This is a genomic window from Bartonella sp. AP258QHHD, assembly GCF_042196145.1.
Taxonomy (GTDB): Bacteria; Pseudomonadota; Alphaproteobacteria; order Rhizobiales; family Rhizobiaceae; genus Bartonella.
Genome location: NZ_JBHIPR010000054.1, coordinates 52,277 through 69,820, shown reverse-complemented (window position 1 = coordinate 69,820; position 17,544 = coordinate 52,277). Strand labels below are relative to the sequence as shown.

10 protein-coding genes, 1 tRNA gene and 1 pseudogene are annotated in these 17,544 nt (G+C 36.1%); 6 read left to right on the top strand and 6 right to left on the bottom strand.

Going from position 1 to position 17,544, the window contains the following annotated elements; all coding sequences use genetic code 11:
- Positions 1-109: 109 nt before the first annotated feature.
- Together ppdK and ACFIMM_RS06240 are read left to right on the top strand one after the other, a co-directional pair.
- On the top strand, positions 110-2,776 hold the full coding sequence (gene ppdK / locus ACFIMM_RS06245; protein ID WP_375613012.1) for a pyruvate, phosphate dikinase: 2,667 nt from the start codon (positions 110-112) through the stop codon (positions 2,774-2,776).
- Positions 2,777-4,267: 1,491 nt separating this feature from the next.
- Positions 4,268-4,438 (top strand): hypothetical protein, encoded by a 171-nt coding sequence (locus ACFIMM_RS06240; protein ID WP_375628290.1) that lies wholly within the window; start codon positions 4,268-4,270, stop codon positions 4,436-4,438.
- 97 nt (positions 4,439-4,535) lie between these two features.
- Here the strand turns inward: ACFIMM_RS06240 and ACFIMM_RS06235 are convergent, their stop codons facing one another.
- The gene (locus ACFIMM_RS06235; RefSeq protein WP_375668540.1) at positions 4,536-5,369 is read right to left on the bottom strand and encodes a peptidoglycan-binding domain-containing protein; all 834 of its coding nucleotides are present in this window, start codon (positions 5,367-5,369) and stop codon (positions 4,536-4,538) included.
- 1,050 nt (positions 5,370-6,419) lie between these two features.
- On the opposite strand from ACFIMM_RS06235, the pseudogene ACFIMM_RS06230 reads away from it, so the two are divergent.
- Both ACFIMM_RS06230 and ACFIMM_RS06225 read left to right on the top strand, forming a co-directional pair.
- Positions 6,420-6,795: pseudogene (locus ACFIMM_RS06230) on the top strand (DUF5330 domain-containing protein).
- 108 nt (positions 6,796-6,903) lie between these two features.
- Complete coding sequence (locus ACFIMM_RS06225; protein ID WP_375611146.1) at positions 6,904-7,314, top strand: SufE family protein; 411 nt, start codon at positions 6,904-6,906, stop codon at positions 7,312-7,314.
- Positions 7,315-7,412: 98 nt separating this feature from the next.
- On the opposite strand, the gene ACFIMM_RS06220 is transcribed toward ACFIMM_RS06225, so the two are convergent.
- On the bottom strand, positions 7,413-7,850 hold the full coding sequence (locus tag ACFIMM_RS06220; RefSeq protein ID WP_012754848.1) for a MucR family transcriptional regulator: 438 nt from the start codon (positions 7,848-7,850) through the stop codon (positions 7,413-7,415).
- Between the two features lie 855 nt (positions 7,851-8,705).
- On the opposite strand from ACFIMM_RS06220, the gene ACFIMM_RS06215 reads away from it, so the two are divergent.
- A complete protein-coding gene (locus tag ACFIMM_RS06215) occupies positions 8,706-10,799 on the top strand; it encodes a S9 family peptidase (protein WP_375628285.1) in 2,094 nt (697 codons plus the stop codon).
- A gap of 82 nt (positions 10,800-10,881) precedes the next feature.
- Here the strand turns inward: ACFIMM_RS06215 and ACFIMM_RS06210 are convergent, their stop codons facing one another.
- Positions 10,882-11,484 (bottom strand): superoxide dismutase, encoded by a 603-nt coding sequence (locus ACFIMM_RS06210; RefSeq protein WP_375628283.1) that lies wholly within the window; start codon positions 11,482-11,484, stop codon positions 10,882-10,884.
- Positions 11,485-12,355: 871 nt separating this feature from the next.
- Here ACFIMM_RS06210 and ACFIMM_RS06205 point away from each other — a divergent pair.
- Positions 12,356-12,430 (top strand) — tRNA-Gln (locus ACFIMM_RS06205).
- A gap of 229 nt (positions 12,431-12,659) precedes the next feature.
- On the opposite strand, the gene ACFIMM_RS06200 is transcribed toward ACFIMM_RS06205, so the two are convergent.
- From ACFIMM_RS06200 to ACFIMM_RS06190, 3 genes are all read right to left on the bottom strand, one after another.
- Positions 12,660-13,124: a toxin-activating lysine-acyltransferase gene (locus tag ACFIMM_RS06200; protein ID WP_375628281.1), complete on the bottom strand. Its 465-nt coding sequence runs from the start codon at positions 13,122-13,124 to the stop codon at positions 12,660-12,662.
- Complete coding sequence (locus ACFIMM_RS06195; RefSeq protein WP_375682489.1) at positions 13,124-14,164, bottom strand: HlyD family type I secretion periplasmic adaptor subunit; 1,041 nt, start codon at positions 14,162-14,164, stop codon at positions 13,124-13,126. The genes ACFIMM_RS06200 and ACFIMM_RS06195 overlap by 1 nt, the downstream gene beginning before the upstream one ends.
- Positions 14,165-14,242: 78 nt before the next feature.
- Positions 14,243-17,503 carry an autotransporter outer membrane beta-barrel domain-containing protein gene (locus ACFIMM_RS06190; protein ID WP_375692673.1) on the bottom strand — a complete coding sequence of 1,087 codons (3,261 nt, stop codon included), beginning with the start codon at positions 17,501-17,503 and terminating at the stop codon, positions 14,243-14,245.
- Positions 17,504-17,544 lie beyond the last annotated feature (41 nt).

Genomic DNA, 17,544 nt, shown 5'->3' with positions numbered 1-17,544 from the left:
TTATGCATTTATGAAGCGATATCGTTGAGCCAATTTTGAATCAAATCATTGCTTTTAAGTGAGCCTGGGTTGAATGATGTTTTGAAGCTGATATGGGAGGATTTGTACAGTGAAAAAATGGGTTTATAGTTTTGGAGATGGAAAGGCAGAAGGAAGTGCAAGTGAGCGTAACCTTCTCGGAGGTAAAGGGGCTAATTTGGCAGAAATGAGTAATCTTGGTTTGCCCGTACCACCCGGATTTACGCTGACAACAGAAGTTTGTAATTTTTATTATGCCCATGACAAATCATATCCAGAAGAGCTACAGGAATCTGTTAAGCAAGCACTAAGATACGTTGCTGAACAAACAGGACGTGAATTTGGGAATGAACAAAGACCACTTTTGCTGTCTGTTCGTTCAGGGGCTAGGGCTTCTATGCCAGGGATGATGGATACAGTGCTGAACCTTGGCATGAATGATAAAACTGTAAAAGCAATTGCTTTACAAGCCAATAATGAACGTTTTGCTTATGATAGTTATCGGCGTTTTATCCAAATGTATTCTAACGTTGTTTTGGGGCTAGACCATTCGTATTTTGAAGAGATTCTTGATGAAGTAAAAGCATGCAATGGTTACACTATTGATACAGAAATGACAGCAGATGATTGGAAGAATGTTATTATTTCTTATAAAGCCTATGTTGAAGAAAAATTAGGAACCCCTTTTCCACAAGATCCTGAACAACAGTTATGGGGGGCAATTGGAGCCGTTTTTTCAAGTTGGATGACAGCACGTGCAGTTACTTATCGCCGTTTACATAGCATTCCTGAAAGTTGGGGAACGGCAGTTAATGTGCAAGCTATGGTTTTTGGTAACATGGGAGAAGATTCGGCAACAGGTGTTGCTTTTACACGCAATCCATCGACAGGGAAAAAAGAACTTTATGGTGAATTTTTAGTTAATGCGCAAGGGGAAGATGTTGTGGCGGGCATTCGAACGCCTCAAAATATTACAGAAAGTGCGCGTATTGTTGCTGGTTCAAATAGACCGTCGTTAGAAAAAATTATGCCTGAGGCTTTTTTGAAATTATGTCAGATTGCGCAGAAGCTTGAGCAGCATTATCGGGATATGCAAGATCTCGAATTTACCATTGAAAAAGGTAAATTATGGATGCTTCAGACTCGTTCAGGAAAACGCACGGCTCGTGCGGCTCTCAAGACGGCAATTGAAATGGTTGAGGAGGGGTTAATAAACCGTGAAGAGGCTGTGATGCGTATTGATGCAAAGTCGCTGGACCAACTTTTGCATCCAACACTTGATCCTAAAGCAGAACGTTTTGTTATAGGACGTGGTTTACCTGCTTCTCCTGGAGCCGCAACTGGTGAAATTGTTTTTACTTCAGAAGAGGCAGAAACTGTGTCGGCGGAAGGTCGCAAAGTTATTTTGGTCCGTGTAGAAACAAGCCCAGAAGATATTCATGGTATGCATGCTGCAGAAGGAATTTTAACAACGCGTGGCGGTATGACAAGTCACGCTGCTGTTGTTGCGCGGGGGATGGGAAAACCATGTATTTCTGGTGCTGGCAGTGTGCGGATTGATTATAACACAAATACGTTGTTTGCCTCAGGAGAAAGCTTAAAAAAAGGTGATGTTATCACAATTGATGGTGGAAGTGGAGAAATTTTCAAAGGGAAAGTTGCAATGTTGCAGCCTCAGCTTTGCGGAGACTTTGCAAAATTAATGGAATGGGCTGATGGGATGCGACGTATAAGAGTTCGCGCTAATGCTGATACACCATCTGATGCCCGTATGGGGCGCTCTTTTGGGGCTGAAGGTATAGGTCTTTGCCGTACGGAGCACATGTTTTTTTCTGATGAACGTATCGTTGCCATGCGTGAAATGATTTTAAGTCATGATGAAAGTGGTCGTCGTAAAGCACTAGATAAGCTGTTGCCAATGCAGCGTTCAGATTTTAGTGAATTATTTGAAATTATGTGTGGTTTACCTGTTACTATCCGCTTGCTAGATCCACCGTTACATGAATTTTTGCCTAAAACGAAAGCAGAAATTCTTGATGTTGCAACAGCTATGGGTGTTTCTGCTGAAGTGCTTGCTGAACGCACTCAGCAGTTGCACGAATTTAATCCTATGCTTGGATTACGAGGATGCCGTTTAGCTATTACTTATCCTGAAATTGCAGAAATGCAAGCGCGGGCGATTTTTGAAGCAGCAGCAGAAGCTGCCCAAAAATCTGGATCTCCTGTTATGCTTGAAATTATGGTGCCACTGGTTGCACTAAAATCTGAACTCGATTTTGTGAAAGCGCGTATTGATCAGGTTGCTGAGGAAGTGATGAAAGAAAAGGGAAGCACTATTCAATATATGGTTGGGACGATGATTGAACTTCCAAGAGCGGCGCTTCGAGCAGATGAAATTGCTGAAACTGCTGAATTTTTTTCATTTGGAACAAACGATTTGACACAAACTACTTTTGGGATTTCCCGTGATGATGCAGCTCCTTTTTTGGCAACCTATTTTCAAAAAGGTCTTTTAGAGCAAGATCCTTTTGTGTCTATTGACCGTGATGGAGTAGGGGAACTTATTACCATTGCTGCACAGCGTGGACGCTCAAAGCGTGCAAAAATAAAATTGGGAATTTGCGGTGAACATGGAGGCGATCCTGCCTCTATTGCTTTATGCGAAGAAAATAACCTGGATTATGTTTCGTGTTCTCCTTTTCGAGTGCCAATTGCTCGTTTAGCAGCAGCTCAGGCCGCAATAGCAAAAAGGATGTAATGGGTTAATATTTTTTGTTGTATCGTTATTACTGAAATAAATTTTTATATATTCTTTTATTTTCTTTAATAAAGGGAATAAAAATGCTTCTAAAATGTACGGTAAGTTGTGTTACGCGAGAAAGTGTTTTTTTAGAGGTTTATGAGAGAAAATATAAAGCACAGGATAGACAAAGATGTATTATTAATGCACTTTTTATTGGCGAACCTCTTGATAGAGAGAAACGTGTTATTGTGCAGTCAATTTACGCGTTTGCTTTTTTATAGGGGAATGAGCTCCTCACGCAAAATAGAATGCTCCAAACAAATGCATTTTTTTTGCGCATCATGCTGTTTGAGATAGACATTTCTCAATGGATGCCCCATTTTACATTGATATTCGTGGAATGGGGATTATGTAAAACTCCCCGTAAGTTTATAAAAATCTTCCCAAAATTTATAAACTCCATTATGCACTCCCATCTTTACATTTATAAAGGAATATCAAAGTTACACAATCTATTGATTTATAAAGATAATTTTTTATTTCTCATATTGAATGAAAGCTGTAAATATCATAAGATTTTCTTATTTCGACTTCTTTTATAATGAATCAATCAAAACCATGTTTTTTGTATGTTACAGGCGGGATGAGCGTCTGTAGATAAAAAAATAAAGCAAGGATATGCCTCTTATGAAACGTCTCAAGTGTCAAGAGCTGTCACAAATTGAAGGTAGGTACAGTGTGTAATGGTGCCGGCTTGCTTCTTGACAAAAAGCGTAAAGATGATGCGCGGCGCGTGCAGTGGGACTACTATTATTATTCATGGGCGTTGTTGCGAAGTGGTTTTAGGTGCTTTAGAGATGTTTTTTAAGAAAGCCCGTGAATGGCAATCCAAGTATATTCCGTTTGGGACATTTTGTTTTAGGTGAGGGGGAGTGAGACCAAAAAGACATGTGATAAAGTAAGAGCATGAGGCAATAGGTAATTTCCGTTATTTTAAAGATATTGCTTTAGATGTCTTTGAAAGGCGTAAAGCTGAATTAAAAGGAAATGACAAAGATGAAAACTGGTTTTTACCTTAACTTTTCATATTTTTCCCAAATTAGGCTGTTTTCCTGTTTTAAGAGATTATACAAACAGAGATGCGTAATATTCTTGCCTCCATTTGGCATATAAAAGCTATAACAGCTGAGAGAAGTACTAAACTGTCTTAACATTTTTTTCAAACATACTGCTGCGGTAAGTTTGGATGTTGATTTATAGGCAATACTAAACGCACACGCTCTCTTAAGAAGACAATGTCATAAAACACATAACTTTCCAGCAATAGATTAGAGAGAAGTGCCGGTTTTTTATCAGACACTTTGCAAAACAACAACCATAACACAATTAGCTTTACGTCTATTTATCCTTACAGGTGTTTGCACAAATTCTTTGCATCATATTTATAAAGATCAAATTGACGATAATATATGGACAATTCGTGGTTCGATAATATGAAAGGTTTACATGATACTACAAAAATTTCGTGTCCTTTTATCATCAGAGGCAATAAAAATGCTAGAACAAGCGCGTTTGCTATTTTGCAATATTCTTTTTTCTGCAATCGGTTGTGGTTTTTTTGAAGAAAATTATACGGCTCAATATGTAATGTGTAAGAAAACCATTCTGATTGATTGAAAATAAGAGGGCTTGAGATGAAGGAATGTTTGAGGGGAGCATTAAACAAACGAAAGATGAATTATCATTATAAATTAAGAGATTATTATGATTAGCTTCAATTTAATAAACCAATTTCACGCATTTTCATTAAAATTGTGTGATTAATTTTACCTGTTACAGGAAGATCAAATGTTTTTTGAAACTGTTTTAAGGCTTCTATCGTCTTTTGATCTTCTATTCCTGTGACAATAACCTCCTCATTCCCAAAAATATGTAAAGCTTTTTGCACTTGTATAATATCTTCAACAGAAGGCTCTAAAATAGCTTCTTTTAAGTGTGTCATATTTTTTGTATTGTTTGTTTCTATTTCGCTTTGCTTAATTAATATCGCGATTTCATCTGCTGCGGGATTAGATAGAACATTCTTTTGCATTCTCTGAGCAGTTTGCTGTTTCCATAAAGTGATGGCTCGGCGTGTTTTAGGTCCTTCCAGTCCATCTAATGGTCCATCATAAAGTCCTAATTTTGCTAGTTCTTTTTGCTTTTCCAGCATGCTTGCTGATTGAGAGGGTAAAGGTGAATTTGTGTGCTTATGACTTTGAGAATGTACAGAAGTTACACGGGAGAGTTCTTGTGATTTTTCTTCTTTTTCCGATAAAGTAGAGCTCTTACCTATACTTTGAACAGAGGAAAATTTCATTTGAGTTAAAATATTTTGATGCGTTGTCATTTGCGAAAATAAAGCATTAAATGAAATAAATAAAAAACTAATGCTAAAAAGAAAAGATCCAACAAAAAATAAAGTATTTTTTCGTGTATAGAAATAAAGAGTTTTTGCACTCCAAAAAATAAAGTGAAAAATTATAAGAAGAAGTGTTATAACAATACTACTATAGTATTTACGGTGTTTTACAGTTTTTTTTCGGTAGGTCTTTCGTTTTGTTGCCATTACTTTTATTTTCAGTTGCGTTTATTTTTTACAAAGAAACAAATATAAATTAGGAAACGAATATGAATCAGTTTTTACTTCCAGCCAGAGAGAAGTGCATTGACATTATTGATTTTTCCTTTCAAACTCCTAAAATGAGCGGCTTCATTATATCAATTTATAAGTTGATAAATCAACAAGAGTTCTTATCAACGTTTATTCATTTTATTTTATACAAATCTTTAATGTGTATAAAGAGAGCACCAAATGATTAGCATTCAAGATCATTTTGGTGTTTGCAAACTGCATTATCACATATAATTATCTAAACAATAATGCCACGTTATTCTTCATTTTGGGGCATATGTTTGCCTATTATTTAAAATAAAATTGAAAATATTTGCCTATAACGCTAAAAAGATGACAATCATTATCTATTCTTTATAATTTACATATAGATGGTTACTTATCCATAAACGGTTTGGTAATAATAATTATCTCTTAATATTATTATATTTTGGTATAAATTCCTTCTATTAAATAATTTTCATAAGTATTAATTAAATTGATGTTTACAATGTTATAGAAAAAACTGGCTTGAGATGTAATCATAAGAGATGCAGTTATTTTTTGATGTTTTTATTGACAGGTTGACTATTTTCATAACATTCCAGTAAAAATTTTATAGATAATATAAATATTTTATCGACACTAGAGTCAGAATAACAGAGTTTACTCTTTTTAGCTTTTTCAACTAAGCTAAGATGGTGGACTATTATTTAAAATAATTATGTACACAACACGATTATCTCTCTCATTTTTTATCATAGTATGTTCATTAACATGACCAGCTTGTAAGTGTATAATTTTGATGTTAATTTTTTACTGAATAGACAATGTATCCCATTTTATACAGCGGAATTGTGCCATATTTATAAAAAAGCCAATGATATAGATCCAATACATGAATACTCAATTTTATAAAAAGCACATTTTATAAATTGTTTATAAAGCAACAGTGTATAAAATGCTTCTTTTATTGTATTTACCACTGCGGTACATTGATTGTCCATGATACGTTTTTTAATCAAATTATCATTTTTTTTATTTTTTATTTTTGTCATTATTTCATTTTTTGTAGCAGATCCAAGCAGTAACCATTCTTCTAGCCCCCAAAATAATGAGACAACAACGAGCGATGTGATTGTTGCTTTTAAGGAAGCCTTAAATGACTTAGGCGCATTTTGTGACCGTAATATAAAAACCTGCAAAGTAGGAAAATCCTTTTTAAGTTCACTTGGTGAGCGCGCATATTACGGTGCAAGAGCTGCTTATGAATATTTAGGGAACATATTAGGAAACAAAAATGATATCAGAGACTTCCCCTAATGTTTCTTACAAAATCGAAATACAAGAGTTCTTACAAAACCATGCAATGTTATCTTGAAATAAGGATTTTTAACGTTCTTCGTGTTATTTATGTTAGGAAGAATAAATATTTATTTTTTATAAGTGTATTCAAGAATGATTATTCAAACGAAACAGGACTAAAATAATGGCGGAAACAATCGGTAATATTATAGAGAACTTTTCGCTTTTGGATAATTGGGAAGATCGTTATCGTTATGTCATCGAGCTTGGCTATGAATTGCCACCTTTTCCAGAAAGCGCTCGAAACGATGCTCACAAAGTTCCTGGTTGTGTTAGCCAAGTGTGGCTTCTATCTTCACGTAATAACTCAAAAGATCCAATATTGACGTTTCAAGGTGATTCCGATGCTCATATTGTGCGTGGACTCATTTACATACTTCTTGCTTTTTATTCAGGCAAAAAAGCTTCTGAAATTCGCAATTCTGATGCTCAAGAGCTCTTTGAAAAACTTGGTTTAAATGAAAATCTTACACCACAACGATCAAATGGTTTGAAATCAATGATTAAACGGATTCGTAACGAAAGCTATATGTAATCCCCTTGGTAGAAATTGCTATATATACAAAAGCTTCACACAAAACATGTATACTAAAATCAACTTTATGCACGAAACCATTTTTTCGCAAAATAAGATTATTTAGTTTTTTTCCGTTTGCTTTTGCGTCCAAGCCCCATTTCTTTGGCCAAAGCCGATCGTGTTTTTGCATAATTAGGCGCCACCATAGGGTAAGAACTATCTAACTGCCATTTTTCACGATATTCCTCTGGCAACATTCCATAATGTGTCATGAGATGACGCTTTAGAGATTTAAACTTCTTTCCATCTTCAAGGCAAATGAGATAATCAGGAAATACTGAACGCTTCGGATTAACGGCAGGCCTTTGTTTTTCAACTTCGACTTCTGTTAACTCTAGATTCCCTGCTTTACGAAAAGCAGCATGGACATCAGCAATTAAACTTGGCACTTCAGTCGGTCGAATAGAATTATTACTCACGTAGGCAGCAACAATATCAGCAACCAATGTAATAACTAAATTGCTTTCAGTCTCTAAGACTGCACGATGTTCCATTCTTGTTTCCTTTAATTTAAAATTGAGTAATTCAAAATCGAGATATAGTGCATATACTCATGATATAAAGATCTCATGCACATGAGTTTCATATTGTACAAAAATCTTTTTTGTCAATTCAATTATTCTATAAAATTGCCAAAACACAAAAAAATCAAATAAATACCTATTTTTTGTCATAATATACAATAAGAAAAACGAAATTATTACATGCTAAAATATATTTTTACCCTATAACATATCATACATAATATATAATACATCACAAATATAAAAAAATATATGATAAAATTTATTTATTTTTTTTGAGAACGTAAAAATAAAATTACTAATTATAAAAATATAATATATAAATTATTATATTTTGTTTTGAATACTTATAGTTTAGTAAGTTTATGTTTAATAAGTTTTAAATTTGTTTTTATTATTTATATTTATAAAATTTAATAATAAAAAACATGATATATTATAAATATGACATAATAGTATTATTTATAATATAAAACTATTCATTAAAAGGAGATAGGACATTTTTATTTTTTATACAGTAATAATAATATTTTAGATATATTTATTCCTTTCTGTAAAATTATGCGATTATACTGTTTCAAAAAAAATCAATTCTTTTTCTAATAGTTTAATTGTTTTACCAGTCACTTTCATTATAAAAGTGGTGTTATATCCCTAGAAAACAATAGCTGTGATATGTAATGAACAGAAAGGTATTAGTTTTAAAAATTATCATGGTGCTATTTTTGCAAGTGAATAGAACTTATAGGTTTTTACACTTGCATCAATCATTGTGATTCTAACATATAAACGAAGCTATTAACATATTTTAATATAGGATTGTGTATGACTCGCACTTTTGCAATTCCTCCCAAAGCATCTAGAATCACTCATAAGGAAATATATCATGGTATTTTTCGTGATGATCCCTATCATTGGCTACGTGCGTCTAACTGGCAAGATGTTTTTAAAGATCCTAACTGTCTTGATCCCAATATTCGACATTATCTTGAAAAAGAAAATGCTTATCAATCAGCTCAAATGGCTGATACAAAACCATTACGAGATTTGCTTTTTACCGAAATGAAAAACAGGATCCAAGAGAATGATAGTTCTGTTCCTATAAAACATGGTCCTTTTGCTTACGGATTCTCTTATGTTACCGGAGGCCAACAACCACATTATTTTCGGACACCAAGGAATGGCGGAGAAAAAAACGTGTACCTTAATGGTGATGTCTTGGCAGAAGGCAAAGAATATTTCAAATTTGGTTCAGTTCAAGAATCTCCTGACCATACACATGTGGTATGGACCTATGATGACAAAGGATCAGAATTCTATACAGCTAAAATTCGTAATTTTGAGACATTGTCTGACTGTATGGACACAATTACTGATACATCTGGTCAAATTGTATGGGATGCTAGATCTGAAGGTTTTTTCTATACTAAGATGGATAAAAACCACCGACCTTCAGAGCTCTATTATCACCAATTAAACACAGATCAATCACAAGATAAGCTTATTTTTCGTGAAGACAATCCAGGTTTTTTCTTAGATGTAAGCGGTTCTAAGCTTAATGATGTTATTTATATTAATATTCATGATCATGAAACATCCGAGATCTGGTTAATTCCTGCTGAGGCGCCTTTTACTATTCCCCAATGTGTACGGAAACGACAAAAAGGTATTGAATATTCACTTACAGAAGGTGGTGATGTCTTTTATATTCTGACCAATTTAGATAATGCAAAAGATTTCAAAATTATGGTAGCGCCATATACATCTCCACAATCAGAAAATTGGTCTGAGTTTGTTCCACATCAGCTTGGGTGCCTAATATTATCCCATGATGCTTATCAAGATTTTCTTGTCTGGATCGAACGTTTTGAGGGGCTTCCACGTATAAAAGTAATGGAACGTACCACTAAACAAGTTAATTCCATTGCTTTTACTGAAGAGGCTTATTCTTTAGGTCTGCAAGGAGTTGCAGAATATAACAGTCCAACTATTCGTTTTTCCTATTCGTCTATGACAACACCTGATCAAGTGTTTGATTATGAGATGAAAAATTGTAAACGAATGCTTTTAAAAACGCAAATAATTCCCTCTGGGCATAATAAAGATGCATATGTAACACGACGTATTACAGCAATAGCAGACGATGGTGAGAAGATTCCTATTTCACTTTTTTATCACAAAAATACTCCCCTTGATGGTGGTGCGCCTTGTCTGCTTTACGGTTATGGTGCTTATGGGATCTCTATACCTGCCAGTTTCAATAGTAATGTACTTTCTCTAGTAAACAGAGGTTTTATTTACGCTATTGCTCATATTCGCGGAGGAAAAGAAAAGGGAGTAGAATGGTATGAGAAAGGAAAACATCTCTTTAAGCACAATACATTTACAGATTTTATTGCTTGTGGGCGTTACCTTGTAAACAATAAATTCACTTCTCACGACCGGCTGATTGCTCATGGTGGTTCAGCAGGGGGGATGTTGATGGGAGCCATTGCCAATATAGCTCCACAGGATTTTGCTGGGATCGTAGCAAATGTGCCTTTTGTTGATGTCTTAGCGACAATGTTAGATGCTTCATTGCCACTCACTCCTCCAGAATGGGCCGAATGGGGGAATCCTCTTGAATCAGAAGAAGATTATAAGCTTATTGCTTCCTATTCCCCTTACGATAATGTCAAAGCTCAAAACTATCCCCCTATACTTGTGATGGCAGGATTAACAGATCCTCGTGTAACTTACTGGGAGCCTGCAAAATGGGTGGCAAAATTACGAGACCTAAAAACAGACGATAATGCAATTTTATTACGTATTAATATGGATTCAGGGCACGCTGGTGCAGCTGGACGTTTTTCAAAGCTAGAAGAAGTTGCCTATATCTATGCATATATTCTAAAGATAGCAGGAAAAGACTTTTGCTAATCCATAATATTTTGGTATGAAAGTCTCCGATAATTTATTGGATTATAGGGACTTTCATACACTAAAAAATTATTGAGACAGTTTAAAATTCACATTCTTCATAAAGTTTCAAAACATAGTCCCAATTAATTAAATGGTCTACAAAGGCTTCGAGGTACTTCGGTCGAGTATTGCGATAATCAATGTAATAGGAATGTTCCCACACATCGACACCCAAAATAGGGTGAGCATTGTGAATTAAGGGATTTTCGCCATTAGGCGTTTTCATAATTTCAAGCTTGCCATCTTTAACAGCAACCCACGCCCATCCAGAACCAAATTGGGCACTAGCAGCAGCAATAAAATCAGCGCGGAATTTGTCGTAACCACCTAGATCAGCGTCAATAGCTTTTGCTAACTTTTCAGGAAGTTTTTGGCCACCACCATTTTTTTTCATCCAAAGCCAAAAGTGGTTATGATTGTAATACTGCGCTGCATTATTAAACAAACCAATATTTTTTCCAAAACTTTTTTTAACAATATCTTCAAGGCTTTCATTTTCTAAGCCTAACTCTTTCACAAAATTATTGGTGTTGGTAAGATAAGCGAGGTGATGCTTATCATGATGATATTCAAGCGTTTCGCGTGACATATAAGGCGAAAGGGCATCGTAATCATAAGGCAACGGGGGCAATTCAAAAGCCATTTAAAAATCTCCTCGATTCTAATTGTTAAGCTTATTTCATAAGCCTAATTTGCCATTTACCGCATTTAAAAGCAAATGTTGAATACCTAGTTTGTATGAAATAGTTTTAATGTCTCTCTTTTTGTAAAAGAAGCTTTTAGGAAATGTATATTCATCAATCAAAAAGGATATTGGTCTACATAAAGATTGCTTCTGAAGATTTTTTACATCTATGAGTGGGTAATAAATATCATTATCTTTTGAATAAAAAGTAAATGGAAATAGCTATTATTCCTTGTTTTTGTATCTCTATTTTTTCAAATACCATATAAAATGTTTTTAATTTTTGCAAAACTCTTCCAGTTTATGGGTGTATCATAATGTTTTCAACAGAATAATAAGTGTTATTTTTTAGGAAATATTTTTCAATGTGCTTGATTTTATTTTATGGTGCTACCCATGAATAATATAATGTAAAAATTAGTGGACATTACCATCTTTATGCTTAATGCAAGAGCACAGCAGCACTATCATACACTTACCGGTTGCCAATGTGGAGACAGTTTTTTTAATTGAGCAAGATGGGATTTTAATATATCAAGAAAAGTAAATCATATGCAAATTTATTAGATACATGAGTAAACTGCAAGATTTTCATTTTCTGTTCCTAGAAAATCAATACAAAGAGCAAAATAATTGATGGATAAATGGTTCCTACTTATGTTAAAATCACAACTGTATATCAGTTTCTGCTACGAATTTGTATCGATGGCAATGCCATACAAGACTCAGAAATTTTATGATAAAAAAGTAAAGTCTTTGATTTTCAGATATTGCGTCCAATCACAGGAATCGCTATAAGGTGCAGGAGTCGCTATAAAGCGTGTTTTTTTGGGGTATAGCCAAGCGGTAAGGCACCGGTTTTTGGTACCGGCATTCCCTGGTTCGAATCCAGGTACCCCAGCCAGTTCCGGTAAAATGTTAATAAAAGTTCGGCTTGAGAGTGGATCAATCCCCTTAACTATCTATTGCTATTCATAGAAAGTCTGGTAAGCTGAAAAACACCTATTTGTAGCGGGTTAGCTCTAAATATGGTAAGGTTCTCTTGCTATAGCTATCGCTTAAAGAGCTCTTTTAAAAGATTCTTTTCTATAAGACGAGGGGTAAATGATTTATGCGCACTTGCTTTAGAAAAACTATTTGGCTGGATTTTGCGCTCTATAGCAACACCAGCGTGCAATTTTTCGTATTCCACCATCTTCATTACGTCGTACAGCATAACAATAACGCTGATCAGGAAATATATTTCGTTGCATATCGCGTACAATATGAGCAGTATGGCCATAGGGTGCTACACAATCAATAAACCATACGTATTTTCCATTCTGCCAATTGGCATCAGGTAAAAATTCTCCCTTATCAAGCATAGATTGATGATTTTTCTCATCTAAAAAAGCCCAAGTGATAAAGGCACAAAATTCTCCACATTCATTTTTATAGAGCTTGTATTGCCCAGTCTGTAAAGCTGGTCCTAAATTTCGTTCGATATCCCAGATTCGCCAGCGGCGGTATAAGGGAGATGTGAGCATTAAAACAACCATAGCTCCTAACGCTGTAAGAGGATCTATGAGTGAAGGTGATGAATTTTCATTTACAGACATTATCTTTCCTTTAGAGATTGTTCTAAAACTTTGGTAATAGGTTCAAAGAAATAGGAAATGAGACGCCGTTTTGAGGTAATGACATCCGTTGCCACAGTCATGCCAGGGATAAATTTAAGATGTTTGTTATTCAAAGTGATGTGATCTTGGTCAATTTTGATTAAAACAGCATAGACACCATTAATTTCTTTATTATAGCGCGCTGTAGCGCCTACATTAACGACTGTACCGTGGATAACACCGAAACGTTCAGGTGGAAAGGCAGAAAACTTGATGTAAGCACGTTGACCCTTTTCTAAAAAACCAATATCTCGATTATCAAAAAACGCTTCAACAATGAGACCACCTGCATCAGGGACAATACGCATAAGCGTTTTACCAGCTTCTACAAAGCCGCCCAAAGTATGGATACTTAAATCATCGATATGTCCATCAACAGGCGCATAGAGTGATAAGTGGTCAAGATGGTATTGAGTGCTATCAAGCTTTGCTTTTAATCCTTGAAGATTCAGTTCTGTTTCACGCGAAAGTTGCCGATAGCGGGCGATTTCATCGGAAATGAGACTTTTCCGTTGTTGGCGGAGGGTGTTTATTTCGGCGGCATTTTCTTCCAAACGTCTTTGATTGGTTAAAATTTCATGCTCGACATTTTTAAAATCATGTAAACGCTCTAAATAAACGGCTTGGCTAATGACTTTTGTTTCCATCAGGCTTTTTGCAGCTTTTAATTTTCCTTGGCTTAATTGACGATCATCTTCCAACCTATCTAATTGCGCATGTTGTGTTGCACCGCTGCGCTCGACGCGGTCCGCCTGTGCTTTTAGCGCTCTTAATTTATCTTGGAGAGATTGAAGGGTAGCGCTAATGAGTTTTTCCCCTTCTATTCTTGCAGTCGTGTTGCCAGAAGGAGGAGCTGGCAGATAGGCAAGCCCTTTGGTTACAAAATCTTTATCCAAAGGATTGCTTTCAGCAAGAAGTGTTGTAGGTATGTTATAAAGAAAAGAATAACCGGTATTCCACGGTAGGTTTGTGCAAATCAAAAAGGCCACACAGTATGGAGTTGTCCAGCCTTTTTATGCAAGCAAATGGGAAAATAACGCTCACTTTACAGCATTTTCTTAGAACTGATAACGTATTCCACCAGAAAAGCTCGCTCCTGTTATACCCGTTTTTTGTAGCTTTTGTTGGTAACTAACATCACCATGAAGTACGATATTGTGGGAGAGTTGTGCATTGATGCCCAAACCGCCTTCAATGGCAGTTCCGGCAGGATCAAGGTCAAATTCCTTACCAATCTGTATTTTCCCATCATCACTAAAGGTTTTAAGAAAGTTCACTTTTCCATAAAAAGAAAAGGGATAATCACTTTCGGCAGAAACAGTTTTAGTTAAACGTCCGCCAATCCGAACCAACCATTGGGAAGGATTTTTCATATCAATTTCTAGATTATCAGCATCTTTCATGGTGTCAAACGACAATTGTTGATAAACAATTTGTGCTTGTGGCTCAAACTCTATCCCTGCCATTCCTGTAGCAAATTCTTTTCCAATGGTAACCAAAGCGCTCAAGGTTTTGGCACCCTTCAAGTTTGCGGCATTCTTGATATCAGCCGTAGTGATATTTCCATCGATCATGCCATAGGAAGTTAGGACATCGACATATAAGCCATTGTTGTGTTGTATACTGCCATAAGCTGTAACCGCCCATTTATTGAGTGTGCTTTTGTCTGCACCCTCCATATCCTTAGGTGTGAAAGAGAGTTTCCCATAGGTTCCCATAAGTCCAAAATGCATGGTGATATTTTGGCTTTCCATTGCAGCTAATGCACCACCTGCTTGTACGGCAGCATAGCGAATATCAGCGCCATAGCCATATTTGAAGGGACCACGCTCAGAGGTTAAGGTAGCATTGCTACCATAGGGTGAAAAGAAGAAAGAATAATTTTGTGTTGTACGGATATCAGCTAACAATTTGCTTTGCTTAGTAATGTCGGTAAAACCAGCGTAGAAGAGAGCGTTAGGCATCACGATATAGCTTGCCACTTGCGGTACGACAGCTTCCACATGTGGACCAGGGACAGAGCCACCGGAACCGCTACCGCCACCGGAGTCAAGAAATGCTTTATGCAAGCGAAAATCCCAGAAGTTTTCATTTTTTTCATCAAAGAGGTTTTGCTCAATATTGGCTGTGCCATGGCGTGATTCTGGTCCATAAGCAGTTAGTGTGTATTTATAAGGCAAACCATCTCTTGTGATATAACCATTGGCTAATTTGAAGGAGTCTTCCATCGCTTTTCCAGAGACTTGGATAAGGGAAATACCGCCTGTATTCGAGGGGGCCGCAGCATTTTCTACACTGTTTTTATCCCCTACATCACTCTTGATATAAACTGTTGTTGTACCTGATGCATCGCCATGAATGAGAACGCGATCGGTTTTTTGATCATCTACAGCAACCCCATCGTTCCATGCCATGTTAAAGTGGATTTCTGCGTTTCCAGAAGCGTTATAGATCTCTGGAGTATCTTTTTTACCAGAACCGATATGTAATGTGTGATAATGGTTTTCTACTGGCTTTTCAAAAACAATTTTGCTGTCATTGAGGTTGAGTGCAGAAACATCAGAACGTGATCTTTGAGTGATATCAAGTAACTTGCCCGCATCATCTTTTTCTTTTGTGCTGGTGTTCACAAACCATGTTGGATTGTTTTTGAGATCAAAGCTTGTTTGTCCATTTTCGTCATTTCTTACACCACCTTGTAAGACAGAACGGTCTGCGGAGAGTGAAAAGATTTGATTAGGTTTTGGTGTATCATGGATTATCCCTACGAATAACCTATCGGCTCTGATTTCTGAATCTTTGAGGTTGAGTTTACCATTTGATGAATTGTTGGCAACAATACCCGTTCCATCTTCGATGAGAAGGTTTGTATTGGTCAGGTTTATTTCTAAAGTTTGATCGTTTTTTGAGTTATCAAAGCGTATCCCATTGCGCTGTGCTTTTGCAGAAATATCTGTGACATCAATATGTCCGCCATCTTTTACGACAAATGCTGCTCCTTTTGCACTTACACTCCCTCCCGTCATTGTGATTTTGGCTTCTTCACCATCTACATGGAGTCCGTAATTTTTAGATGTTACTGTGACATTATCATTTAAAGTAATTGTGCTACCTTGCAGAGTTTGTACTTCTCCACCAAAGGAACCTCCGCCCATTACTGTTATTTGGGAATTATCATTAGCCAAGAGAGCTTTTTCTGCATTCTTAACGGTTACATTATTTAAAGAAACCATGCTTCCTTTGTCAGCACTTATTCCTTTCTCCATAAGAAAGCCATCTTTACCGCTTGATATTTTCACATCTTTCAGCGTGTTTTCTTTGCTTGTGGTGTCAAGGAATAATGCACCTACTGCTTCGCCTTCTGTGATTTCAATAGATCCTCCTGTCATCTTGATTGTCGCATTATCACTTTGGGCTTTAACACCGATCGTAGCATTTTTAATTGTTGTGTTTCCATTCAATTCAATGGTACTGGAACCTCTTGCAAATGCGCCGAATTTTGTTCCTTTTCCATTTGCTGTGAGAGCAACGTCTTTAACATTAATATATCCACCAGCTTTTGTATATAATACACTATTGCTACCGGTAACAGTTCCCCCTGTCATAAAAATTTTTGATTGCTCACCAATTGCATGGAGGCCATCACCCTCAGATGATGTGATTTTAGCCTCATTGTCCAAAGTAATGGTACTACCGCTTTGAGCATTGATTGCATCTTCTTTTGCCTCAAAAGATCCACTAGAAACCATTACTTGAGATTTGTTATCTGCATAGATGCTGCGTTTTGCTTTTGTGACGGTTACATTATTTAAAGTAATTATGCCTTTTATAGCGGAGATTCCTTTCTCCATAAGAAAGCCATCTTTTCCACTTGATATTTTCACATCTTTCAGCGTGTTTTTTTTGCTTGCGGTGTCAAGGAATAATGCACCTACTGCTTCGCCTTCTGTGATTTCAATAGATCCTCCTGTCATTTGAATGACACCATTGTCTTTTGCTTCAAGTCCAATAACAGTCTCTTTAATGGTTGCATTATTATGCAAATCAATCATGCTGTTAGGACCAGTGGATTTTGCGCCTGTTCCTTTGTTATATGCGGTGAGAGTGATATCGGCGACATCAATATATCCGCCATTTTCTGTCAACAGAGCACTTTTTTTCCCCTTTACAGTTCCTCCAGTCATTGTGATTTTAGATTGTTCACCATCTGCATGGAGTCCATCATTTTTAGATGTTACTGTGACATTATCGTTTAAAGTAATGGTACTGCATTGTTTAGCTTGTACCTCACCGCCAAAGGAACTGACAGATATTATCACATGTGCATCAGAAGATGCTGCTACGGATAAATCTGCTTCAT